The organism is Ruegeria sp. AU67 (genome assembly GCF_900312795.1).
GTDB lineage: Bacteria > Pseudomonadota > Alphaproteobacteria > Rhodobacterales > Rhodobacteraceae > Ruegeria > Ruegeria atlantica.
Genome location: NZ_OMPH01000026.1, coordinates 90,504 through 109,615 on the forward strand (window position 1 = coordinate 90,504; position 19,112 = coordinate 109,615).

A 19,112-nucleotide genomic window follows, 5' to 3' on the forward strand; every position below is an offset into this window, starting at 1 on the left:
AACGTCTCTGGCGAGACGTGACCCAAAGCGTTGGGCCGGGCCGCGCGTACCGCGCGGCGGTTGGCTCAGGTGATGGCCGTGGGCCAGACCGGAGCCGACGTGCCTAGTTTAGGTGCAGGCTTGTCCCAGAACATCTTGGCGGCGCCCACCGTCAGAGCAGGTTTCAGGCGGTGACCGGTGCCCCAGCCAGATTCTTCGAGAGCTTGGCTGTAGTCTGACGGACTGGCACCGGTGATGACCTCTTTCGTGTCGGACTTGCCGAGAATGGCCAACAACTCGGCCGTGCGCGCGAGAGAAAGCTGGCCCAGCATGATCGCATTCCCCGAGGTGGCCTCGGCCAAGGCGGATAGCACAGCGGCGGCCATCAGATAGCCGGTTGCATGATCCAGCGCCTGAACCGGCAATGGTGTTGGTTTATCCGCATTTGCCCAGTCACGGCCTGCATCCGCTATACCCGCGCTCATCTGAACGAGGCTGTCGAACCCGCGCCGCGCGGCCCATGGGCCTTGCCAGCCATAAGCGTCCAATGTGACTTCGACCCGGTTTGGGGCCAATTCATCGCGCTTGGCCCTGGTCAGGCCGAGCGCATCCAAAGCACCGGGGCGATACCCGTGGACGAACACATCGGCCTGAGAAAATAACTCTTGTAGCTTTTCCAAACCTGACGGCGATTTCAGATCGAGGTAAGTGCAGGATTTACCCAAAGAGATGTCGGGTATGACACCGGGCTCGTCCCAACCGGGCGGGTCGACACGCAGAACGTCAGCACCAAAACCGGCGAGGGTTCGCGTTGAAACCGGCCCAGCCAGCACGCGCGTCAGGTCGAGGACGCGCAGCCCTGCCAAAGGGCGCTCAGCCGTGGCCTCGGATCGATCTCGTAGTTTGATCTGTCGCGGGCTATGCCAACCGATCAGTGGATCGCGGGACACGGCCCGACCTTGCGGATGCTCTAACCACACTGCTCGGCTGCGCATGGCTGCGGAAACGCCACCCTGGGCCACGATTGCCGATTCCAGCTCGCTGGCGGACCATCGCCGGACCGCCTGAGAGACCGCGTCCCGATCTGCTTTGACTTCAAGAACATTTAGTGCCGCCGCCCGGTGGCGGGGCAGGTTGGTGTGCAGCCTGATCCAACCATCCGCAGTTTGGTAATCCCCCGCGACCGCATCCCAGAGACTAGGCATCTCCCAACCATTGGGCTTGAAGGAATATTGATACCAAAGCGAGGCCAGCCGGTGATCCACAGACACATCCGGCGCACTGGGCGACAGGTTCAGCGCCGTCATCAGACGAGCCAGTTCCTGACCCACCGCGCCAAAGGTTGCTGTCGCCAGTTCAGATACCGCGTAGACGCTGGACCAAGCCCCGGTGCCCGTTTTGCGGTATCCGTCGGTTGCAGGAAGGGCTGAAATCAAGCTCATTGCTGGTATGGATCCAGACTGTCACGCAGCCCGTCACCCAGGAAATTGAAGGCCAGCACAATAACAATGATCGGCAGCATCGGGATTGCCGTCCAGGGGTAGATCTCGATCGAGGCCAGGTTCTGCGCGTCGTTCAGCATTACACCCCAGCTGACGGCCGGGGCCCGCAAGCCAAGGCCCAGGAAGCTGAGCGCGGTTTCCCCGAGGATCATGGCCGGTATCGACAATGTGGCCGAGGCGATCAGGTGAGACATGAAGTTCGGCAGCAGGTGCTTGCGAATGACACGACCCGAGCTTGCGCCCATCATCTCGGCGGCGCGGACGTATTCCTCTTCCCTTAGGGACAGGAATTTCGCGCGTACCGAACGGGCGAGGCCGGGCCAATCGAGAATCCCGAGGATGATCGAGATGATGAAGAAAACAGCAACCGGGCTCCAGTTTGAGGGCACCGCCGCCGATAGGGCAAGCCAGAGCGGCAGTTCAGGTAGCGAGCGCAAGACCTCGATCACGCGGTTGATGACCCAATCGATTTTGCCGCCGAAATACCCGGCGATTGATCCAAAAAAGATGCCAAGGGTGAACGAAACCGAAATGCCGATCAGGCCGACAGTTAGCGACAGCTGCGCGCCATATAGAATGCGGCTGAACACATCGCGGCCCAGACGATCGGATCCCCATAGGAACAGCGTTGCGCCCTCTGGCGCGCAGAACAGGTGGGTGTCTGATTTTATAAGACCTGCAAGCCTGTACTCGGTCCCCTCGCAGAAAAAGCGGATCGGGCGAGGGTCTTCCGTGTCGGGCACAAATTTCCATTGAAAGGTCTCAAGATCAGCTTCGGCCACGATCGGATAGACATACGGGCCAATGAAGGAGCCATCGTGGAACCAATTGATGCTTTGCGGTGGGGCGTAAAGGTGTTCGCCGTTTCGTTCATTCGGGCCATAGGGGGCGATGAATCCAGCGAAGGGCAGCATCAGGTAGCAGAACAGTAGGAAAACGCCTGAAATCAAGCCCAGCTTATGGGTTTTGAACTTGCGCCAGACCAGAACCCAGTTGGGTGCGTCCAGATCTGCGCGCTCTAACTGTTGCAGGGCGGCATCTGCGTCGAAAGGTGCATCGTCGACAAAGCGACCGTCGGTGTGTTTGGTCACGCTTCACGCCCCTCGTACCGAATGCGCGGGTCCAGCATGACCAGCAAGATATCAGAGATCATGGTGCCGATCAGGGTCAGCAAGGCCACGAACATCAGAATGAAGGCAGACAGAAATTGGTCCTGGGTCTTGAGTGCGGTCAGCAAGGTCGGGCCGATGGTTTGCAGACCAAGCACGACTGAGACCAGTACCGATCCGGATACCATCGACGGCAGCAAGTTCCCGATATCTGCAACAAATGGGTTGAACGCCACGCGCAGCGGGTACTTTGTCAGCATTCGCGATGGTGCCATACCCTTGGCAATGGCCGTTTCCACATAAGGTTTGCCCAGTTCATCCAGCATGTTCGCACGCAGACGCTGCATCATGGCAGAGGCGCCAGATGTGCCAATGACGAAAGTCGGTACGATTAGGTGGACAAGAATGGACTTCAGCTTTTCCCAGCTCATCGGCTGACCTTCGAAGGATGGGTCCATCAGGCCGCCGATGGGCAGGTTGAAGTAGCGGTGTCCGTAATAGAACAGGATCAGTGCCAGCAGGAAGTTGGGCGTCGCCAAACCAAGATAGCCAACAAAGGCCGACGTATAGTCAATCCAGGTTCGCGATTTTGCTGCGGCGAGGACGCCCAGCGGTAGGGCAACGGCATAAACGAATAGGATAGCGGCCAGGTTGACCACAACAGTCAGCCATAGGGTATCGCCGACGATCTCGGCCACGGGGCGGTCGAATTCAAAAGACCAGCCGTAATTGCCCTGAAGAAGGCCCTCAAACCCGTGCGGTCCGGGCCAGAAGCCCATCCAGACTAGGTACTGTTCCCATATAGGGCGATCCAGGGCGTATTCCGCGCGCAGGAATTCAGCCTTGGCGACCCCGGCAGATTGGCCCGAGGCCTGCAATTCCGCGATCTGATTGCTCAGATAATCGCCGGGTGGCAGGTTGATGATCACGAAGATCAGAACCGACACCACCAGCAAAGTCAGCAGCATCGTGAAAAAGCGATACACCGCATAGCGCAGCATTACCATTTAGCTGCTCCTGATTAGTCGGCGAAAAAGAATTCGTCGGGGCGGTGAATGCCAAAATGTGCGCCGGGCTCCCACGCCCACATGCCTTGCTCGGGCACGTTGCGCAGACGGTTGGACACTACGATGGGCTGCGGTGCGCCGTTCAGAATTCCGATGGCGAAAAGCTGATCAGCGTGGATGCTCAGCATTTCTGACCAGACTGCCGAACGCTCTTCGTCGGTGGTAGCAACCTCCCAATCATGGGCCAGCTGCATTAGACGTTCAGCCTCAGGCATGTCAGGCGCTTCACCAACATCGCCGCCGGTTTGGTAAAATTGTCCCCATTTGGGCCAGGCCAGAAACACCTGATCCGTAGGTGCCAAATAAGCAGGGGAAGTGTGCGCCTGCGGGATACCGTCATCCCAACCGAACCAAACTGAGGCCATGGTGTTGCCAGCAAAAACGCGGTTGCGCAAAATGTCCCGGTCCAGTGGGCGCATGATCAGGTCCACACCAATTTCACGCCATGTATCGGTGACGATCTGAAGCGCGTTCTCAACCTCTTGCCGCTCTCCTGCGGTTTCGATGATCAGTTCCATCGGGCGCCCATCCGGCAGCAGGCGAATGCCGTTTTTATCGCGCTCGGCCAGGCCAGCTTCGTCCAGGAGGGCGTTGGCCATCTGAACGTCATACTGCGCCCAGGCTTTTGCGTTTTCCTCGTCATAGAACGGAGACGCGGGTAAAACGGACATCGCACCGGGATGGGCCAGTTTGAAATAGAGCGCTTGATTGATGGTTTTGCGGTCGATGGCCAGGGACAGCGCCCGGCGAACACGAACATCGCGCAGAACGTCGCGCCAAACTTCATCCGAGTAGTTCAGGTTCGGGTAGATCGCGATTTGCGATGCGACACCGGTCTTCCACAGCAGAGTTTTGTAGTCCCCGCCGGCTTCGCCCTTTTTCAGGATAGATGCATCGCGAAATGCCAGACCGCGCCCCTGCAGATCAGTTTCGCCAGCATTGGTCTTGGCCGCAACCAAGCCTGCGGCGACGATTTCCATCTCGACGACATCGATATAGGGCAACTGAACGCCGTTGGAATCGATGCGGTGGTAATATGGGTTGCGAACGAAATTGTGGCGGATCTTCTTGCCCGAACTTGCATTCAGCCAAGGCTGCAGCGTCGGCAATTCGTGGTTGTCGAACTTGTAGAGGTTATCCAGCTTGTTGTGCAGCGCCGCCCAGCTTTTAACCCGCGCGTCTTCGACCTGAAAGGCGAGGTCTTCGGCATCTGCGAATTTCTCGTGATACTGTTTGAGGAATTCAGACGGCCGGTAGATGAACGGCGGGCGCGCTTGGGCCAGCGATTGCAGAAAATCTGGATTTGGGTCTTCCCACTCAAAGACAATAGTTGTCTCATCCGGGTAGGTCACGGTTGGCGTTTTTCCTTCAACAATCAGGAAATCAGGTGGGCCAGACGGGCTGAGCATTTCATTGTTGGCAACGTCTTCCCACCAATAACGAAAGTCTTCGGATGTGAACGGTGATCCATCGGACCACTTGTGCCCGTCACGCAGATGCAGTGTGAACTTTCGATTACCTTCGTTTTCATAGGACTCCAGCAGATCAGGGACGATTTCGTAGTTTTCGTCAAACCCAACCAATCGCGCATACCCGTAAACGACCATCTGGCGGATGTCTTTTGACCGGGTCACCATTGTGCGAAGCGTGCCGCCAGGGGCACCAAACTCGCGGCCTTTGGCTGCCAAATCCACGATCAGAGGTTCGGCTGGCAGGCGCTCTGTGACCGGCGGCAGGTTCCCGGCGCTGACCTCGGCTTTCCAGAATTCGCTTTCCTGAGGGGTCGGTGTTCCTGCCGTGGCGGGCAGGACCAAAGTGGCGGCCAACGTGGCAGCCAGAATAAGCGGGCGAGTGGTTTTAAACATGGCATCGTACCTTATGGCCGGGCTCCATCTCTACCAGTGAGGGTATCACGGAGTCCGTAAATCGGAAGGTGTCATCCCAACTGTCTGGTGAACCAGCGCCCAACGCAACCAGTTTAAGGTCGATGGGCCGGTTGATGTCGGGTTCTGGTTGGGCGGCAATCAGCGCCTTGGTGTAAGGGTGTCGGGGGTTGTAAAACAACGTCTCGGGCGGAGCCTGTTCGACGACAAGACCCCGGCGCATCACGGCCACTTCGTCGGCAATGCGCGCCACAACCGCAAGGTCGTGAGAAATGAACAGGTAGGACAGGTTCAACCGGTCCTGTAGGTTTTCCAGCAAGGTCAGGATCTGTTCCTGAACCGATACATCCAGTGCCGATGTCGGCTCGTCACAGACAATCAATTGAGGGTCCAGCATCATTGCCCGCGCAATCGACAGGCGTTGCCGTTGTCCGCCGGAAAAGGCGTGTGGATAGCGTTTGAGCATATCACCATTCAGTCCCACACGCTGCAGCATCTCGACCGCTTTGTCCCGCTGTTCGGCGGTCGAACCAATGGAGTGGATTTCCAAAGGCTCAGTCAGCGCGTCTTGAATGCGCATCCGCGGACTGAGCGAGCTGTACGGGTCCTGAAACACCATCTGCGCCTTTCGTTGAAAGGCCGTGCGCTGAGAGCGGTTCATGTGGTGCACAGTGATCGGGTCTTCGCCCGGAGCGGTACGAAACAGAACCTCGCCACCCGGATCGGGCAGTTCCGCGCCAAGGGCGATCCGCGCTGCCGTTGTTTTGCCCGAGCCACTTTCGCCGACGATTGCCAGTGTTTTGCCGCGGGCCAATTTCAGATCCACACCTCGGCAGGCATGGATCAGCTTGTCCCCCTGCCAGCCCCTGCTGGACCGCATAGTGTAGGTCTTGGACACCCCCTTCATCTGTAGAATGAGGTCATCATCCGGCATAGGCAGCCCGACCGAATCTTCGTCGGGAATTGCAGGGGCCGCGTTGAATAATTGTTGTGTGTAGGGGTGCGCCGGGGCGCTTAGGATCGGGGCGGCTGCCCCTGCCTCCATCACGCGACCCTTGTGCATGACAACGACCTGTTCTGCCATATTTGCAACCACACCAAGATCGTGCGTCACAAGGATCAGGGCCATTCCTGTCTCGCGCTGTAGTTCTTTGATCAGACCAAGCACTTGCGCTTGTGTCGTAACGTCCAACGCGGTCGTCGGCTCGTCCGCGATCAGCAGTTCTGGCTTGGAAACCATGGCCATCGCAATCATGGCGCGCTGGCGCATGCCGCCCGACAACTCGAACGGGTAAGAATCATAGGCGCGCTGCGGATCGGCAAAGCCCACGCGTTCGAATTGGGTCAGGACCTCTTTGCGAGCTTGCGCCTCGGACGCGCTCCGATGCAGCCACAAGACCTCGCTGACCTGATTGCCGATCTTGTGCAACGGGGACAGCGATCGCATCGGTTCCTGAAAAATCATCGAAATTCGATTGCCGCGAATGTCACGCATCTGTCGCTCGCTGATCTTGGTCAGATCCTCGAAGCCTTTCGAATCGTTCAGGGTAATCGTTCCACTGCGAATTTGCGCGGCACGTGGAAGAATGCGCAAGGCCGCCCGGCACGAGATGGTTTTTCCCGATCCGGATTCACCAACCAGAGCCAATGTTTGCCCGGCCTCGACATCAAAGTTGACACCTTTGACAACTGAGTCGCCCGCACCAAAACCGATGCTGAGGTCTCTGACGGACAACAACGCAGTCATGCGGGTTTTCCACCCGTTCGTCCGTGGTTCGACATCGGCGTATTCAACTCCCTGTGTTTTTTGACTTAGTCTCGCGCGGTTGTGCCTGTGTAGTCAAACCCGTTCTTGGGCCGAATTGTCGCGAAAATGTGAAACTTAGGCCAATTTACCTACACAAATCCTTGAGGATTTGTCATCACATGTGGTGTCGGCCCCAAATCATGAGCTGACTGATATCAAGGAGAGATTTCCCCGTGCCCGACAACCAAAGCCGCCTGGATCTGTTCATCGACCGTATGGTGTCCCAACGGGCCTGTCTGGATTTCGCCATCTCTGAAACCAAAGGAATGCCTGGGCCAGTGTTCGAACTGGGGTTGGGCAATGGGCGCACCTATCATCACATGGTGCAGTATATCTCAGGTCGACCTGTTTATGTGTTCGAGCGCGCCGTGGCGTCGCATCCGGATTCCACGCCGCCCGAAGATCGGGTGATTTTGGGGGATGTGCGCGAAACACTACCGGCCTCGGTGGATCGGTTCGGAGCCACAGCCAGTCTGATCCACGCGGATCTGGGCGGCCACAACCGCAAAAAGAACGACGACTTCGCCAGATTTGTTTCACCGCTGATTGAGCCGCTATTGGCCGAGGGTGGTTTGATGGTGTCCAGCGACCGGATGTATTTCGATACCTTGACCGAAGTTTCCCTTCCTGAAGGGGCCGTCGAGGGGCGCTGTTTCATTTATCGCCGCTGACAGGGTGGGAGAACCTGATGCTTTTTTATGATTGTTCCACGGCGCCCAACCCGCGGCGCGCGCGCATGTTCATTGCCGAAAAGGGTTTGGATATCGAAACCCGAGAAATCTCGATCGGCAAAGGCGAGCAACTCAGCGACGACTTTCGCGCGGTGAACCCGAACGCAAGTGTCCCCGTGTTGGTGACGGATGAGGGCAGCACGCTAACCGAGAATCTCGGGATCGCCGCCTATCTTGAGGCGCGGTTTCCTGAGCCACCTTTGATGGGCCGCACTCCGGATGAAAAGGGGCAGGTTCTGATGTGGAACAGCATTGTCGAACAGCAAGGCGGCATGCCCGTAGCCGAGGCGTTGCGCAATACCCATCCAGCCTTTGCCGACAGGGCAATTCCGGGCCCAGTGAATCACGCGCAAATCCCGGAACTGGCGCAGCGCGGTTCAACGCGCGTTGACCATTTCTTTTCGCTTCTGGAACAGCGACTGAGCGAAAGCGCGTTTATCGCAGGTTCAGATTTCACTCTGGCTGACATTTCCACCTTTGTCTTCGTTGACTTTGCCCGCGTGATCAAAAAGCGAATTCCGCAAGAAAACACAGCCACTTTAGCGTGGTTTGATAAGATCGCTTCCCGTCCCAGCGCACAACTTTGAAAACTGCCGCACCAAGGCGGTTTCTTGGTAGGCGCAGAACTGTACAGAAATGTCTAGACAGATGTGAACAGTGCCTCTAGCGTCCCTCGTGAGACATGCAGGGGAGCGAAGGATGAATTCTCAGTATCGCGTTGTGGTCATCGGGGGCGGCGTCGTGGGCGCCTCGGTTCTGTATCATCTGGCCAAGTTTGGCTGGACAGATGTGGTTATGCTGGAACGGCGGCGGCTGGCCTCGGGGTCATCCTGGCACGCAGCGGGGGGCATTCACGCGCTAAACGCCGATCCGAACATGGCGTCGCTACAGGCCTATACAATTGATCTGCTCAGCGAGATTGAAAAGGAGTCTGGTCAGAATATCGGGTTGCACATGACCGGTGGTCTGACATTGGCCGGTACGCCAGAGCGATGGGAGTGGTTGCAGGCGAATTATCGCATTTTCCAGTCTATCGGCATTGATGACTGCGAATTGCTGAGCCCGGAGGAGGCGCAAAGGCGTTGCCCAATCATGTCCACCGACGGCGTTTTGGGGGCCATGTGGGCGGACCGCGAGGGCTATATCGACACGACTGGCACGGTTCAGGCCTATGCGACAGCGGCAAAAAAGAGGGGCGCAGAGTATTACGAAGAAACCAAGGTCGAAGAACTGATCCAAACCGACGATGGCTGGCAGGTCATCACTGACAAGGGCACGATCACTTGTGAACACGTGGTTAACGCCGCTGGCCTTTGGGCCAAGCAAGTAGGGCGTATGGCGGGGGTGGAGTTGCCGGTGTCTCCTCTGAAACACCACTACCTGATCACCGACACAGTCCCCGAGGTCGCTGAAGCCGAATTCGAAATGCCGATGACCGTCGACCTCGAAGGATTCACCTATATGCGGCAAGATCAGAAAGGCGTTCTGGTCGGAATTTATGAAGTCGATCACGAACACTGGGCCATGGACGGTGCGCCATGGAATTATGGTGAGGAGCTGTTTCAGGAACAGCTCGACCGGATCGAGAATGAGCTGACGCTTGGCTTTGAACGCTATCCGTCGATCCAGAACGTAGGCATCAAGACATGGGTAAACGGTGCTTTCACCTTTGCGCCTGACGGAAACCCGCTGGTCGGCCCGGTTCCCGGCAAGCGCGGGTATTGGTCAGCCTGTGCTGTCATGGCAGGCTTTCTGCAGGGCGGTGGTGTCGGCAAGACGCTGGCTGAATGGATGATCCATGGCGAGCCCGAGGCGGATGCTTGGCCGATGGACGTGGCGCGCTTTGGCGATTTTGCGCAGAACAAGCGGTATATCCGTGAAACCACGGGCCAGTTTTATTCCCGCCGCTTTGTAATGACCTACCCGAACGAGCAACTGCCCGCGGGGCGGCCGCTAAAAATGGCCCCAGCGCATGACGCGATGACGGATGCGGGTTGCAAATGGGGCGTCAGCTGGGATCTTGAAGTGCCGCTGTATTTTGCACCGAAAGGGTTCGAGGAAACACCGACGCTCAAGCGGTCGAATGCGCACGATATCGTAGCTGACGAATGCAAGGTAATCCGCGAAGGCGTCGGCTTGATGGATATCTCGGGATTCTCACGGTTTGAGGTGAGTGGCCCGAATGCTGAGGTTTGGCTGGACAAAGTCATGGCCTCAAAACTGCCCGCGCCAGGTCGGGCGAAGCTGGCGCCGATGTTGGGTGAGAACGGGCGGCTCAAAGGAGATCTTACGGTGCTCAACTGGGGCGACGGAACCTGGTGGATCATGGGCAGCTACTACTTGCGGGCGTGGCACATGCGCTGGTTTGACGATCACATGATTGACGGCGTTAATGTACAGGATCTGGGCGAGGAATATTGCGGGTTTGCAGTGGTTGGTCCCAAGTCGCAAGCCGTGGTCGAAAAGTTGGCTGAACAGGACATCTCGGGTCTGAAATTCATGGGCTGTAGAGATTTTGACATCGGGTTGGTGCGCGCGCGTGTTGCCCGCATGTCTGTGACCGGCGAGAAAGGGTATGAGATCAACTGCCGCTATGGCGATCACATCAAACTGCGGCGGATGCTGTTGGAGGCTGGCGCGGATGAGGGTATTCGCGAATGCGGTTTCAACGCGATGCTGTCAACGCGGCTTGAAAAGAGTTTTGGCATCTGGTCGGCAGAGTTCACGCAGCTTTACACGCCGGGAATGACAGGCATGGATCGATGGATCGATTGGGACAAGAATTTTGTCGGCAAGGAGGCCGCTGTGGCCGAGCGCGACGGAAACGGTCCGGCGCAGATACAGGTGACACTGGAAGTGGACGCCGATGATGCGGATGCAAGCGGTTATGAACCCGTTTGGGCTGGCGGTGAGCGTGTCGGCTTTGTGACATCCGGCGGATACGGTCACTACACCGGCAAGTCTTTGGCAATGGCCCTGGTCAATCGCGACAAGGCCGCGCCCGGAACAGAGCTTTCGGTCCATGTGGTTGGTGTCGAGATGCCCGCGAGGGTTGTCGCGCCTTCACCTTACGACCCGCAGGGCAAAGCGATGAGGGGCTAAGCATGATCGGACAAACATCCGAACGTGGGCGACGACGGCGCGGGCGAAGCGCCGAGGCCGCCTCTGCGCCCAGTCGGGACGTGAATTATCGCCAGTTGAAGAATCCCTTCCCGTTGATGGAGGTGTTCCCGGCTGACCAGATTGCAAATATGCACGAAACGGCCTCGCGAACACTTCAGGAGTTGGGCGTCAAATGCCTGCTTCCGGAAGCCCGGCGTTTCTTTGCGAAAGCGGGCGCGCGGGTGGATGAAGATGCCGAGATGGTCTTCATCGGCCGCGACATTGTTGAAGCCGCCGTCGCATCAGCACCAAAGTCGATTGCGTGCCATGCAGGCGCGCGACACAGAGACTTCACCCTTGAACTGGGCAGCCTGGTGTTTCAACCGGGGGCAGGGGCACCGAACGCGACGGACCTTGAACGCGGCCGCCGCCCGGCCACTGGACAGGACTATCTGGAGTTCCTCAAGCTGACGCACCATTTTGATGTGTTCCAGATGATCTCGCCTCAGGTCGAACCGCAGGACGTGCCAACCAACCTGCGCCACTACTTCACGACGCAGGCCCAGATGGAGTTGACCGACAAGTTCCCGTTCTTTTTCTCACGCGGGACGCCGCAGGTGATGGATTGCTTTGAAATGCTGTCCATCGCGCGGGGGCTGTCGGATGATGAGTTTCAGGCGGGCGCACACTGCTACACGATCATCAATACGAACAGCCCGCGCACGCTAGACATACCGATGGCGCAAGGGCTGATAGATTTCGCCCGCAACGGACAGATGTCGATCATCACGCCGTTTACTCTGATGGGCGCGATGGCCCCGATCACCGTGGCCGGCGCAATCACACTTTCACATGCTGAGGCGTTGGCGGCGCTGACGCTGACACAGCTGACCAAGCCGGGTGCGCCGGTGTGTTATGGCACGTTCACCAGCAACGTGGATATGAAATCGGGTGCGCCCGCATTTGGAACACCCTCACATTTCCAGGCTTCGCTTGCCGCAGGTCAATTGGCCCGGCATCTGGGCCTACCTTGGCGGTCGGCTGCCGGATCAGCGTCGAACATCAACGATGTTCAAGCAGCGAATGAAAACCAGTTTGGTCTTTGGGGCTGTCTGATGGCAGGGGCGACGGTAATCATTCACTCGGCCGGTTGGCTGGAGGGTGGCTTAACCGTTTCTTTTGAGAAAATGATCTGTGACGCCGAGGTCCTGAACATGGTGGCCGAGCTTTGTGCAGGGGCGCAGGCAGGTACAGCCGAGATCGGTTTCGACACCGCCCTGAGCGAAGTCGAACCCAGCGGGCACTTCTTTGCCTCAAGCCAGACGATGGAGCGGTACAACACCGAATTCTATGAACCGCATTTGCACGATTACGCAAATTTCGGAACCTGGACAGAGCGCGGATCGATGGATGCCAATCATCGCGCGACCGCGGTTTGGAAGAGTATTCTGTCTGACTTCAAAGCGCCTTCATGTGACAGTGACCGTATCGGAGCCTTGCAGGACTTTATCGCGCGTCGTACCGCTGAAGGCGGCGCACCGCCGGAGAGTTGAATGAATACGAAACCTATCCTGCACAGGGACGACCCCGAAGCCGAGCCTTTGGTCGGCAATATCAAGGTCACGCGTGACGACTGGCTGAACGTGGCTATGGATGTCCTGATCTCGGACGGTGTAGATCAGATCAAGGTCCTGAACCTGGCTGAACGAATGGCTGTGTCGCGGTCGTCCTTCTATTGGTACTTCAAATCCCGGCAAGAGCTTTTGGATGCCCTGCTGGCGCGCTGGCATGCGACGAATACGGCGGCTTTGGTCGCGCAGGCCAATGCCCCGGCGGATACGATAACCGCAGCCGTTTGCAACGTGCATCGTTGCGTGGTGAATACTGAACTGTTCGATACCGCGTTGGATTTTGCCGTCCGGGATTGGGCGCGCAAATCAGGCAAAGTGCGCCGGGCGCTTGATCAATCGGATGCGCGCAGGCTCGAAGCGCTTCACGCCATGTTCGCGCGCTATGGCTATTCCGAAGTCGAGGCCGAAACGCGTGCCCGCGTGCTGTACTATATGCAGATCGGTTATGATCTGGCACAGCTGAACGAGCCAATGTCCACGCGGATCGCAATGGTTCCGCATTACCTTTATGTCTTCACCGGGGTTGAGCCCAAGACCGAAGAAGTCGAAGAATTCAGCGCCTATTCAATGCGCTATTGGAAGGGAGAAGCCTCATGAGTCAACCTGACGCAATCATCATCGGAACAGGTGTGATCGGCGCAGCCATCGCCTTTGAAATGGCCAAAGCAGGCTGGAAAACCCTGTCGCTGGACCGAAACAGTCAGGTTGGCCACGGTTCGACCGCGGGGTCATGTGCGATTATTCGGATGCATTATTCGACCTTCGATGGAACGGCGTTTGCGTGGGAAGGTTACCACTATTGGCGCGATTGGGCGGACTACCTCGGCCTGCCCGAGGATGCAAATCTGGCGCAATTCCGCGAAACCGGCTGTCTGGTGATGAAGACCGATGCCAATGGCTTGCTAGAAAAGCACATGAAGAACAGCGCCGATCTGGATTGCCCGTTCGAAGAATGGTCATCAGACAAAGTCGGTGAGCGCTTGCCGATCTACTCGCAGGACAGTTTCGCACCGGCGCGCCGGATGGATGATCCGGAATTCGGGCATCCGAACGGGCGCAAGATGCAGGGCGGTGTTTTCTGGCCGCAGGCGGGATACGTCACCGACCCGGCTTTGTCCGCGCAGAACTTGATGGATGCTGCCAAGCTGCATGGCGCAGAAGTGCGCACTGGTGCCGAAGTGGTCGAGATATTGTCCAGCGACGGTCGGGTTTCGGGTGTTAAACTTGCCTCGGGCGAAGAAATTCACGCAAAAGTCGTTGTGAACGTCGCGGGCCCCGGCTCGGCGATCATCAACAAGATGGCGGGTGTCCTAGATGATATGACGATCGAAACCCGCCCGTTGAGGCAAGAGGTTGTGCACGTCCCCGCACCCGAGGGGTTTGATTTCGAAAACGATGGAACGATTGTCTCGGACAGCGATATTGCCTGCTACTGCCGGCCCGAACACGGCAACCACATTCTGGTTGGCTCGGAAGATCCGGAATGTGACCCGCATCAGTGGTGTGAGGATGATGTGGATTACAACCACGATTTCACCGACCAGTGGACAACGCAGGCCATGCGATACGCGCAGCGCGTCCCAAGTCTTGGCATCCCGTCCAAAACGCGCGGAGTTGTGGACCTGTATGACGCATCCACAGACTGGATTCCGATCTATGACAAATCCAGCCTGCCGGGGTTTTACATGGCCTGCGGGACCAGTGGGAACCAGTACAAGAACGCGCCGATCGCAGGCAAGATGATGACGGCCCTGATCGCGTATTGTGAAGGCGGCGCGGATCACGATGCGCAGCCGCTGCAATATGAACTTCCCTATATCGGGCGGAGCATTGATGTCGGGTTCTATTCCCGCAAGCGCCCGATCAACGAAGAAAGCAGTTTTTCTGTACTGGGGTAGTTAAAGAAAAAAATCGCCCTATCCTTTCGGGGAATTGGAAAAGGGCAGGGCCCAGAATGGCCGAACCGACGCATCGCGTTTTGATTCTTGGAAGTGCACCGGCCGCCGCTGCAGCTCGGGAGTGGTCGCGGGATCCGTTTACCCACATCGTTGCAATCAACAACGCCTGGCGTATCCGCGACGATTGGGATTTCCTCATCCATCCCGAGGACTTCCCTATCTGCAATCGCCCGGACGAACTGGTCCGCAGCCAAAGCATCGTCGAGGCGGATGAATACGTTCCGCATCAAAACAAGTTTGGCGGATTTGTCTATGCCGGTGGCACGATGGCGTTTACGGCTGGTTACTGGGCCTTGGCCGCGCTTCAGCCAGCCGTCTTGGCCTTTTTTGGCTGTGACATGATTTACCCGAATTCCGGCAAGACCCATTTTTACGGCAACGGAGCAGCCGACCCTTTGCGCGCTGATGTGACGCTGCGATCGCTCGAGGCAAAATCCGCCCGGTTGGCTTTGTTCGGTGCCGCGCAGAACTGCCGCGTGGTTCGACTGTCGCAGGGTGAAAGCCGGCTGGTCTTTCCTTCGGTGACGACTGACACCCTAATGCCTGACAGGCTGCTTTCGACAAAGGGTATGCAAGCGGCACTGCAGGCAGAGGCACAGTTGAATTACTTCGTTTCGTCTGGTCGCTATTGGGAGGAAGAAGAACGTTTCGACGCCGCTAGAATAGACCATTTGGATCGAATGTGGCTGGACGCGTATTGTCCGCAATCCCTGGAATACGTCGCCTGAAGCAATCGCTGATCAGGTCGCGAATTCAGCCCAGGCCCAGACCATGGCGATGTAAGTCAGGTTGTGCAAACACTGGTCCAGACCCGCAGCCCGCCAAAACGCGGCTTGCGTCGGCATCAGTTGTTTTTTGTCCGAATAGCTGGCTTTGGCGAAATCAATATTGAAGTGAACAATCCATTCCAGTGCAGCAATGATCAAAATAAACGACCACGGCGCGCCAAAAATTAAAAAGACAATCACTGACCCCATGACATGCACGCCCGCATGCTGCGCACGGCCCACGTGAAAATACTCACCGCGCCCTGCCAACATTTTCGGAGTCTGGAGAAAAAAATCCGCAAACATATGTTTGATCTGCAACAAGCAGAGCATCAATAGCACTGCGCCTATACTGGCAGTCAAATGAGTCCTCCCGATATCGTCCCAGACGGAGTCTAGGCACTAATCTGTGGTTGCGCAAATGAACTTGTTCACACTCGGCAATTAACTGATCAAATTGGAAACTATTTGCCTCTTTTGGCTGGACTAAGGTAAATTCAGAGTGTTGGGTTTACGACACTTTCGTCAAGATCGTTTCGGTGATCCTTAGTAGGGGCAGGTTCCATAGAACGTTCAATTTTCCAGTTTATTTGGAAATACTCAAAACGCGACCAGTTGATTCTGCTGGCCGTGACCTCGACGTTGTTTCCACTACTTTATCTGACGCTCGAATTGCCCAAACGCATCATCAACGATGCGATTGGCGCGGCCAGCCCGGTTGTAGATGTCTGGGGTTATAGCCTGCCTCAGACAACATTCCTCATCATTCTGTGTATCGCGTTTCTGATCGCGGTGCTGGCGCATGGCCTGATGAAAATGCGCATCAACACAATGAAAGGCGTGCTGAGCGAGCGTATGTTGCGCCGCTTCCGGTACGTGCTGATCAGCCGCGCGTTGCGTTTCCCGCAACCCTATTTCGAACGCGTCAGCCAAGGTGAGCTGGTGTCGATGGTCACCGCCGAAAGCGAGCCGATGGGCGGGCTCATGGGGGACGCGATCAGCCAACCGGTTTTGCAGGCGGGTCAGATGATCACCATCCTGTCCTTCCTTTTTCTGCAAAGCTTCTGGTTTGGGCTGGCGGCAGTCGCGTTGATCCCTCTGCAAGCCTGGCTGATTCCGAAACTGCAGCGTCAGATCAACCTTCTGAACAAAAAACGCATTCAGGAGGTTCGCCTACTGGCCGCCCAAATCGGCGAGAACGCGGCGGGCGCGTCTACGTTGCGTGCCAATGGTGGGTGGCGATACCGCCGGGCGATGGTGTCTGAGCAGCTGGGGCGACTTTTTGGTATCCGGTTCGAGATCTACCAGAAGAAGTTCTTTATGAAATTCATAAACAACTTCATCTCGCAGATGACGCCGTTCCTGTTCTATTTGGTTGGCGGTCTTCTGGTCCTGCAGGGTTCGGTTTCGCTTGGTGCACTGGTTGCGGCCCTGGCTGCGTATAAAGATCTCAGCTCACCGTGGAAGGAACTGCTAACCTATTATAACCAGACACAGGACATGTCGCTGCGCTGGGACGTGGTGACGGAACGATTTGCACCTTCCGGAATGCATGACGAAAAACTGTTCGATGGCGAACCCGATGCCACGCCAAGGCTGAACGATGACATCGTGCTCGACCATGTCTCGGTCCGCGATATGGACGGTAACCAGGTTCTGGATGATTTGGACCTGTCCTTTCCCAGCGGGAAAATCATCGGGATCGCTGCCCCCAGCGAAGAAGATCGCCGCGCTATGGCAGAGTTGCTGACGCGGGAAATTCTGCCCAGCTCGGGCCGGGTTCGGATCGGTGAAATCCGTTTGTCAGAGCTGCATCAAAGCGTCGTGGCCGCCCGTATTGGGTATGCTTCATCACGACCCGTAATGTTCCAAGGTACGCTGGGCGACAACGTCATGATGCCGATGCGGTTCAAGCCACAGACATCCGAAACAAACGACCCCGGATATGATGAGACGTTGCGGGCCGGCAATAGCCCAGACCCCTTCAAGGCAAACTGGCTGGACCCGACGACTGCGGGATTAGACAGCGCTGAAGAGGTGCGCGACTGGTGGTTGAAACTGATTGACGGGATGGGTTCCGGCGCGGCGCTGTTTTTGCGCGGGGCCGAACAGGTCTTCGATGCCGCCGAGCATCCCGAGCTGGCCGACAAACTGGTCGAACTGCGACCTTTGGTTCAGGATGCGGTGAAAGCAACAGGGCTAGAGCAACAGGCCCTGATCTTTGACCGCAATCGCTATAACCCTGCCTTGCCGGTTGCGGAGAACTTGTTGTTCGCCACCCCCAAAGTCCCCGTCACACAAGAGCTTTTGGCGCAGCAGACCGTGTTCCTTGAGCAGTTGCGCGAATTTGGTTTGGACGAGACACTGGTCAGCCTGACACGCGATGTGATTGAAATGCTGCGCCAGATTTTTGGCCTGGACGGCACCGATCACCCGCTGTTTCGCAAACTGGGACTAGAGGCGCAAACGTACGAGGCTGCGGTCGAGCTGGTCGAAAAGACCCGGAACGAGGGCGTATCGGGGCTGAATGATGAACAGCTGGCAAACCTGCTGGCCGTTCCGTTCGTGATATCGGCAGAACAGATTGGCCCGGCGTTTACAGATGATCTAAAGGACCGAATTCTTGAGCTGCGGCATAGCCATTCCGAAAAGCTGCTGGAGCGGTTGCTGGATGTATTTGTGCCCTTGGACAAAACGAAATTCGCGCCCGGATTGACAGTTCTGGAGAACGCCCTGTTTGGAAAGGTCAGTCAGATCGGCGGCGCCCGTTCGGACGAGGCGCGCAAACTGATCGTGGACGTATTGAACGAAAATGGTGCGCGCCCGTTGGTAGTTGAGCTGATCTATGACGTGCCGGTGGCGCTTGGCGGCCAAAACCTGCCAGCGGTCTTTGCTGAACCTCTGTCCTTTACGCGCGCGACGATCAAGAAACCGGATATTCTGATCCTTGAGGACGCGTTGGCCAGTTATGACATGGCCTCGAAAGTCGCCGTGTACAAAAATCTACGCGCTCTGCTGCCGGATACCACAGTGATCTACCTGAACGACCAGTTCGAAAACCCGAGCGTGTTCGACATGTATGTAGAAATCAGGCAAGGTCGGGTCGTCTCGGATGAAGGACCTGCGGACGTGGAAGAAGACAGTGCCGCCTCAGCTGACCTCTCGCGCAAGCTGCGCGCGCTGGAACAGACACCGCTGTTTTCCGGGCTGGACCGCCGACAGCTGCGCCTGCTGGCCTTTGGCGCGCGCTGGTTCGATGCCAAAGCAGGAGAGGTTGTTTTCCTTAAGGACGATCAGCCAACCGACGGTGCCTATGTGGTGCTGGACGGGGAAGCCGGGTTGTACCTTCCGCAAACCGACGGAGTGGATCAGTTGATTGCCACGGTCGGCCCCGGTGCCCTGGTCGGAGAGTTGGGCCTGATCCGAAAGGAACCTCGGGCGCTGAGCATGATCGCCGAAACGGAACTGTCGTGCCTGCGTATTGGTGAAGAAGAATTCCTGGCCGTGGTCGAAAACGACGCCGCAACCGCGTTCAAACTGTTGCAAGTGATCGCGGGCTATGTATCGAACTAAGCG

General features: G+C 57.2%; 14 protein-coding genes. 8 read left to right on the forward strand and 6 right to left on the reverse strand.

All coding sequences use genetic code 11. The features are described from left to right. Positions 1 to 65: 65 nt before the first annotated feature. Genes DK510_RS13435 through DK510_RS13455 form a run of 5 tightly spaced genes read right to left on the reverse strand, consistent with a single transcriptional unit; the run spans position 66 to position 7,287 of the window. A complete protein-coding gene (locus DK510_RS13435) occupies positions 66 to 1,421 on the reverse strand; it encodes a CoA transferase (RefSeq protein WP_109312529.1) in 1,356 nt (451 codons plus the stop codon). After that, positions 1,418 to 2,572, reverse strand: coding sequence for an ABC transporter permease (locus DK510_RS13440; protein WP_109312530.1), 1,155 nt, complete (start codon positions 2,570 to 2,572; stop codon positions 1,418 to 1,420). The genes DK510_RS13435 and DK510_RS13440 overlap by 4 nt, the downstream gene beginning before the upstream one ends. Further along, complete coding sequence (locus DK510_RS13445; RefSeq protein ID WP_108860926.1) at positions 2,569 to 3,597, reverse strand: ABC transporter permease; 1,029 nt, start codon at positions 3,595 to 3,597, stop codon at positions 2,569 to 2,571. The genes DK510_RS13440 and DK510_RS13445 overlap by 4 nt, the downstream gene beginning before the upstream one ends. A 14-nt stretch (positions 3,598 to 3,611) precedes the next feature. Then, positions 3,612 to 5,522, reverse strand: a complete 1,911-nt coding sequence (locus DK510_RS13450; protein WP_109312531.1) for an ABC transporter substrate-binding protein — start codon at positions 5,520 to 5,522, stop codon at positions 3,612 to 3,614. Beyond that, a complete protein-coding gene (locus DK510_RS13455) occupies positions 5,515 to 7,287 on the reverse strand; it encodes an ABC transporter ATP-binding protein (RefSeq protein ID WP_109312532.1) in 1,773 nt (590 codons plus the stop codon). The genes DK510_RS13450 and DK510_RS13455 overlap by 8 nt, the downstream gene beginning before the upstream one ends. 233 nt (positions 7,288 to 7,520) lie before the next feature. Here DK510_RS13455 and DK510_RS13460 point away from each other — a divergent pair, with 233 nt between their 5' ends. The 7 genes from DK510_RS13460 to DK510_RS13490 all read left to right on the forward strand — a co-directional run bounded on the left by DK510_RS13460 (position 7,521) and on the right by DK510_RS13490 (position 15,497). After that, positions 7,521 to 8,018, forward strand: coding sequence for a class I SAM-dependent methyltransferase (locus DK510_RS13460; RefSeq protein ID WP_109312533.1), 498 nt, complete (start codon positions 7,521 to 7,523; stop codon positions 8,016 to 8,018). A gap of 17 nt (positions 8,019 to 8,035) precedes the next feature. Beyond that, complete coding sequence (locus tag DK510_RS13465) at positions 8,036 to 8,665, forward strand: glutathione S-transferase family protein (protein ID WP_109312534.1); 630 nt, start codon at positions 8,036 to 8,038, stop codon at positions 8,663 to 8,665. 112 nt (positions 8,666 to 8,777) lie between these two features. Beyond that, complete coding sequence (locus DK510_RS13470; RefSeq protein ID WP_109312535.1) at positions 8,778 to 11,180, forward strand: FAD-dependent oxidoreductase; 2,403 nt, start codon at positions 8,778 to 8,780, stop codon at positions 11,178 to 11,180. 2 nt (positions 11,181 to 11,182) lie between these two features. Further along, positions 11,183 to 12,733 carry a trimethylamine methyltransferase family protein gene (locus tag DK510_RS13475; RefSeq protein ID WP_109312536.1) on the forward strand — a complete coding sequence of 517 codons (1,551 nt, stop codon included), beginning with the start codon at positions 11,183 to 11,185 and terminating at the stop codon, positions 12,731 to 12,733. Continuing rightward, positions 12,734 to 13,408, forward strand: a complete 675-nt coding sequence (locus DK510_RS13480) for a TetR/AcrR family transcriptional regulator (RefSeq protein WP_109312537.1) — start codon at positions 12,734 to 12,736, stop codon at positions 13,406 to 13,408. It begins immediately after the preceding gene. After that, entirely contained in the window at positions 13,405 to 14,709 is a 1,305-nt protein-coding gene (locus DK510_RS13485; RefSeq protein ID WP_109312538.1) for an FAD-binding oxidoreductase, read from the forward strand. Before DK510_RS13480 ends, DK510_RS13485 begins: the two co-directional genes overlap by 4 nt. 56 nt (positions 14,710 to 14,765) lie before the next feature. Next, complete coding sequence (locus DK510_RS13490) at positions 14,766 to 15,497, forward strand: hypothetical protein (RefSeq protein WP_109312539.1); 732 nt, start codon at positions 14,766 to 14,768, stop codon at positions 15,495 to 15,497. 12 nt (positions 15,498 to 15,509) lie between these two features. Here DK510_RS13490 and DK510_RS13495 read toward each other — a convergent pair whose 3' ends face one another. Continuing rightward, positions 15,510 to 15,869: a DUF3307 domain-containing protein gene (locus DK510_RS13495; RefSeq protein ID WP_370246362.1), complete on the reverse strand. Its 360-nt coding sequence runs from the start codon at positions 15,867 to 15,869 to the stop codon at positions 15,510 to 15,512. A 243-nt stretch (positions 15,870 to 16,112) separates the two neighbouring features. Here DK510_RS13495 and DK510_RS13500 point away from each other — a divergent pair, with 243 nt between their 5' ends. Then, positions 16,113 to 19,109, forward strand: a complete 2,997-nt coding sequence (locus DK510_RS13500; RefSeq protein ID WP_200833244.1) for a cyclic nucleotide-binding domain-containing protein — start codon at positions 16,113 to 16,115, stop codon at positions 19,107 to 19,109. The last annotated feature ends 3 nt before the right edge of the window (positions 19,110 to 19,112 follow it).

Coding starts and splice junctions, on each gene's coding strand:
- DK510_RS13435 (WP_109312529.1), bottom strand. CDS start 1,421: ATGAGCTTGATTTCAGCCCTTCCTGCAACCGACGGATACCGCAAAACG.
- DK510_RS13445 (WP_108860926.1), bottom strand. CDS start 3,597: ATGGTAATGCTGCGCTATGCGGTGTATCGCTTTTTCACGATGCTGCTG.
- DK510_RS13450 (WP_109312531.1), bottom strand. CDS start 5,522: ATGTTTAAAACCACTCGCCCGCTTATTCTGGCTGCCACGTTGGCCGCC.
- DK510_RS13455 (WP_109312532.1), bottom strand. CDS start 7,287: ATGACTGCGTTGTTGTCCGTCAGAGACCTCAGCATCGGTTTTGGTGCG.
- DK510_RS13465 (WP_109312534.1), top strand. CDS start 8,036: ATGCTTTTTTATGATTGTTCCACGGCGCCCAACCCGCGGCGCGCGCGC.
- DK510_RS13470 (WP_109312535.1), top strand. CDS start 8,778: ATGAATTCTCAGTATCGCGTTGTGGTCATCGGGGGCGGCGTCGTGGGC.
- DK510_RS13475 (WP_109312536.1), top strand. CDS start 11,183: ATGATCGGACAAACATCCGAACGTGGGCGACGACGGCGCGGGCGAAGC.
- DK510_RS13480 (WP_109312537.1), top strand. CDS start 12,734: ATGAATACGAAACCTATCCTGCACAGGGACGACCCCGAAGCCGAGCCT.
- DK510_RS13485 (WP_109312538.1), top strand. CDS start 13,405: ATGAGTCAACCTGACGCAATCATCATCGGAACAGGTGTGATCGGCGCA.
- DK510_RS13490 (WP_109312539.1), top strand. CDS start 14,766: ATGGCCGAACCGACGCATCGCGTTTTGATTCTTGGAAGTGCACCGGCC.
- DK510_RS13495 (WP_370246362.1), bottom strand. CDS start 15,869: ATGCTCTGCTTGTTGCAGATCAAACATATGTTTGCGGATTTTTTTCTC.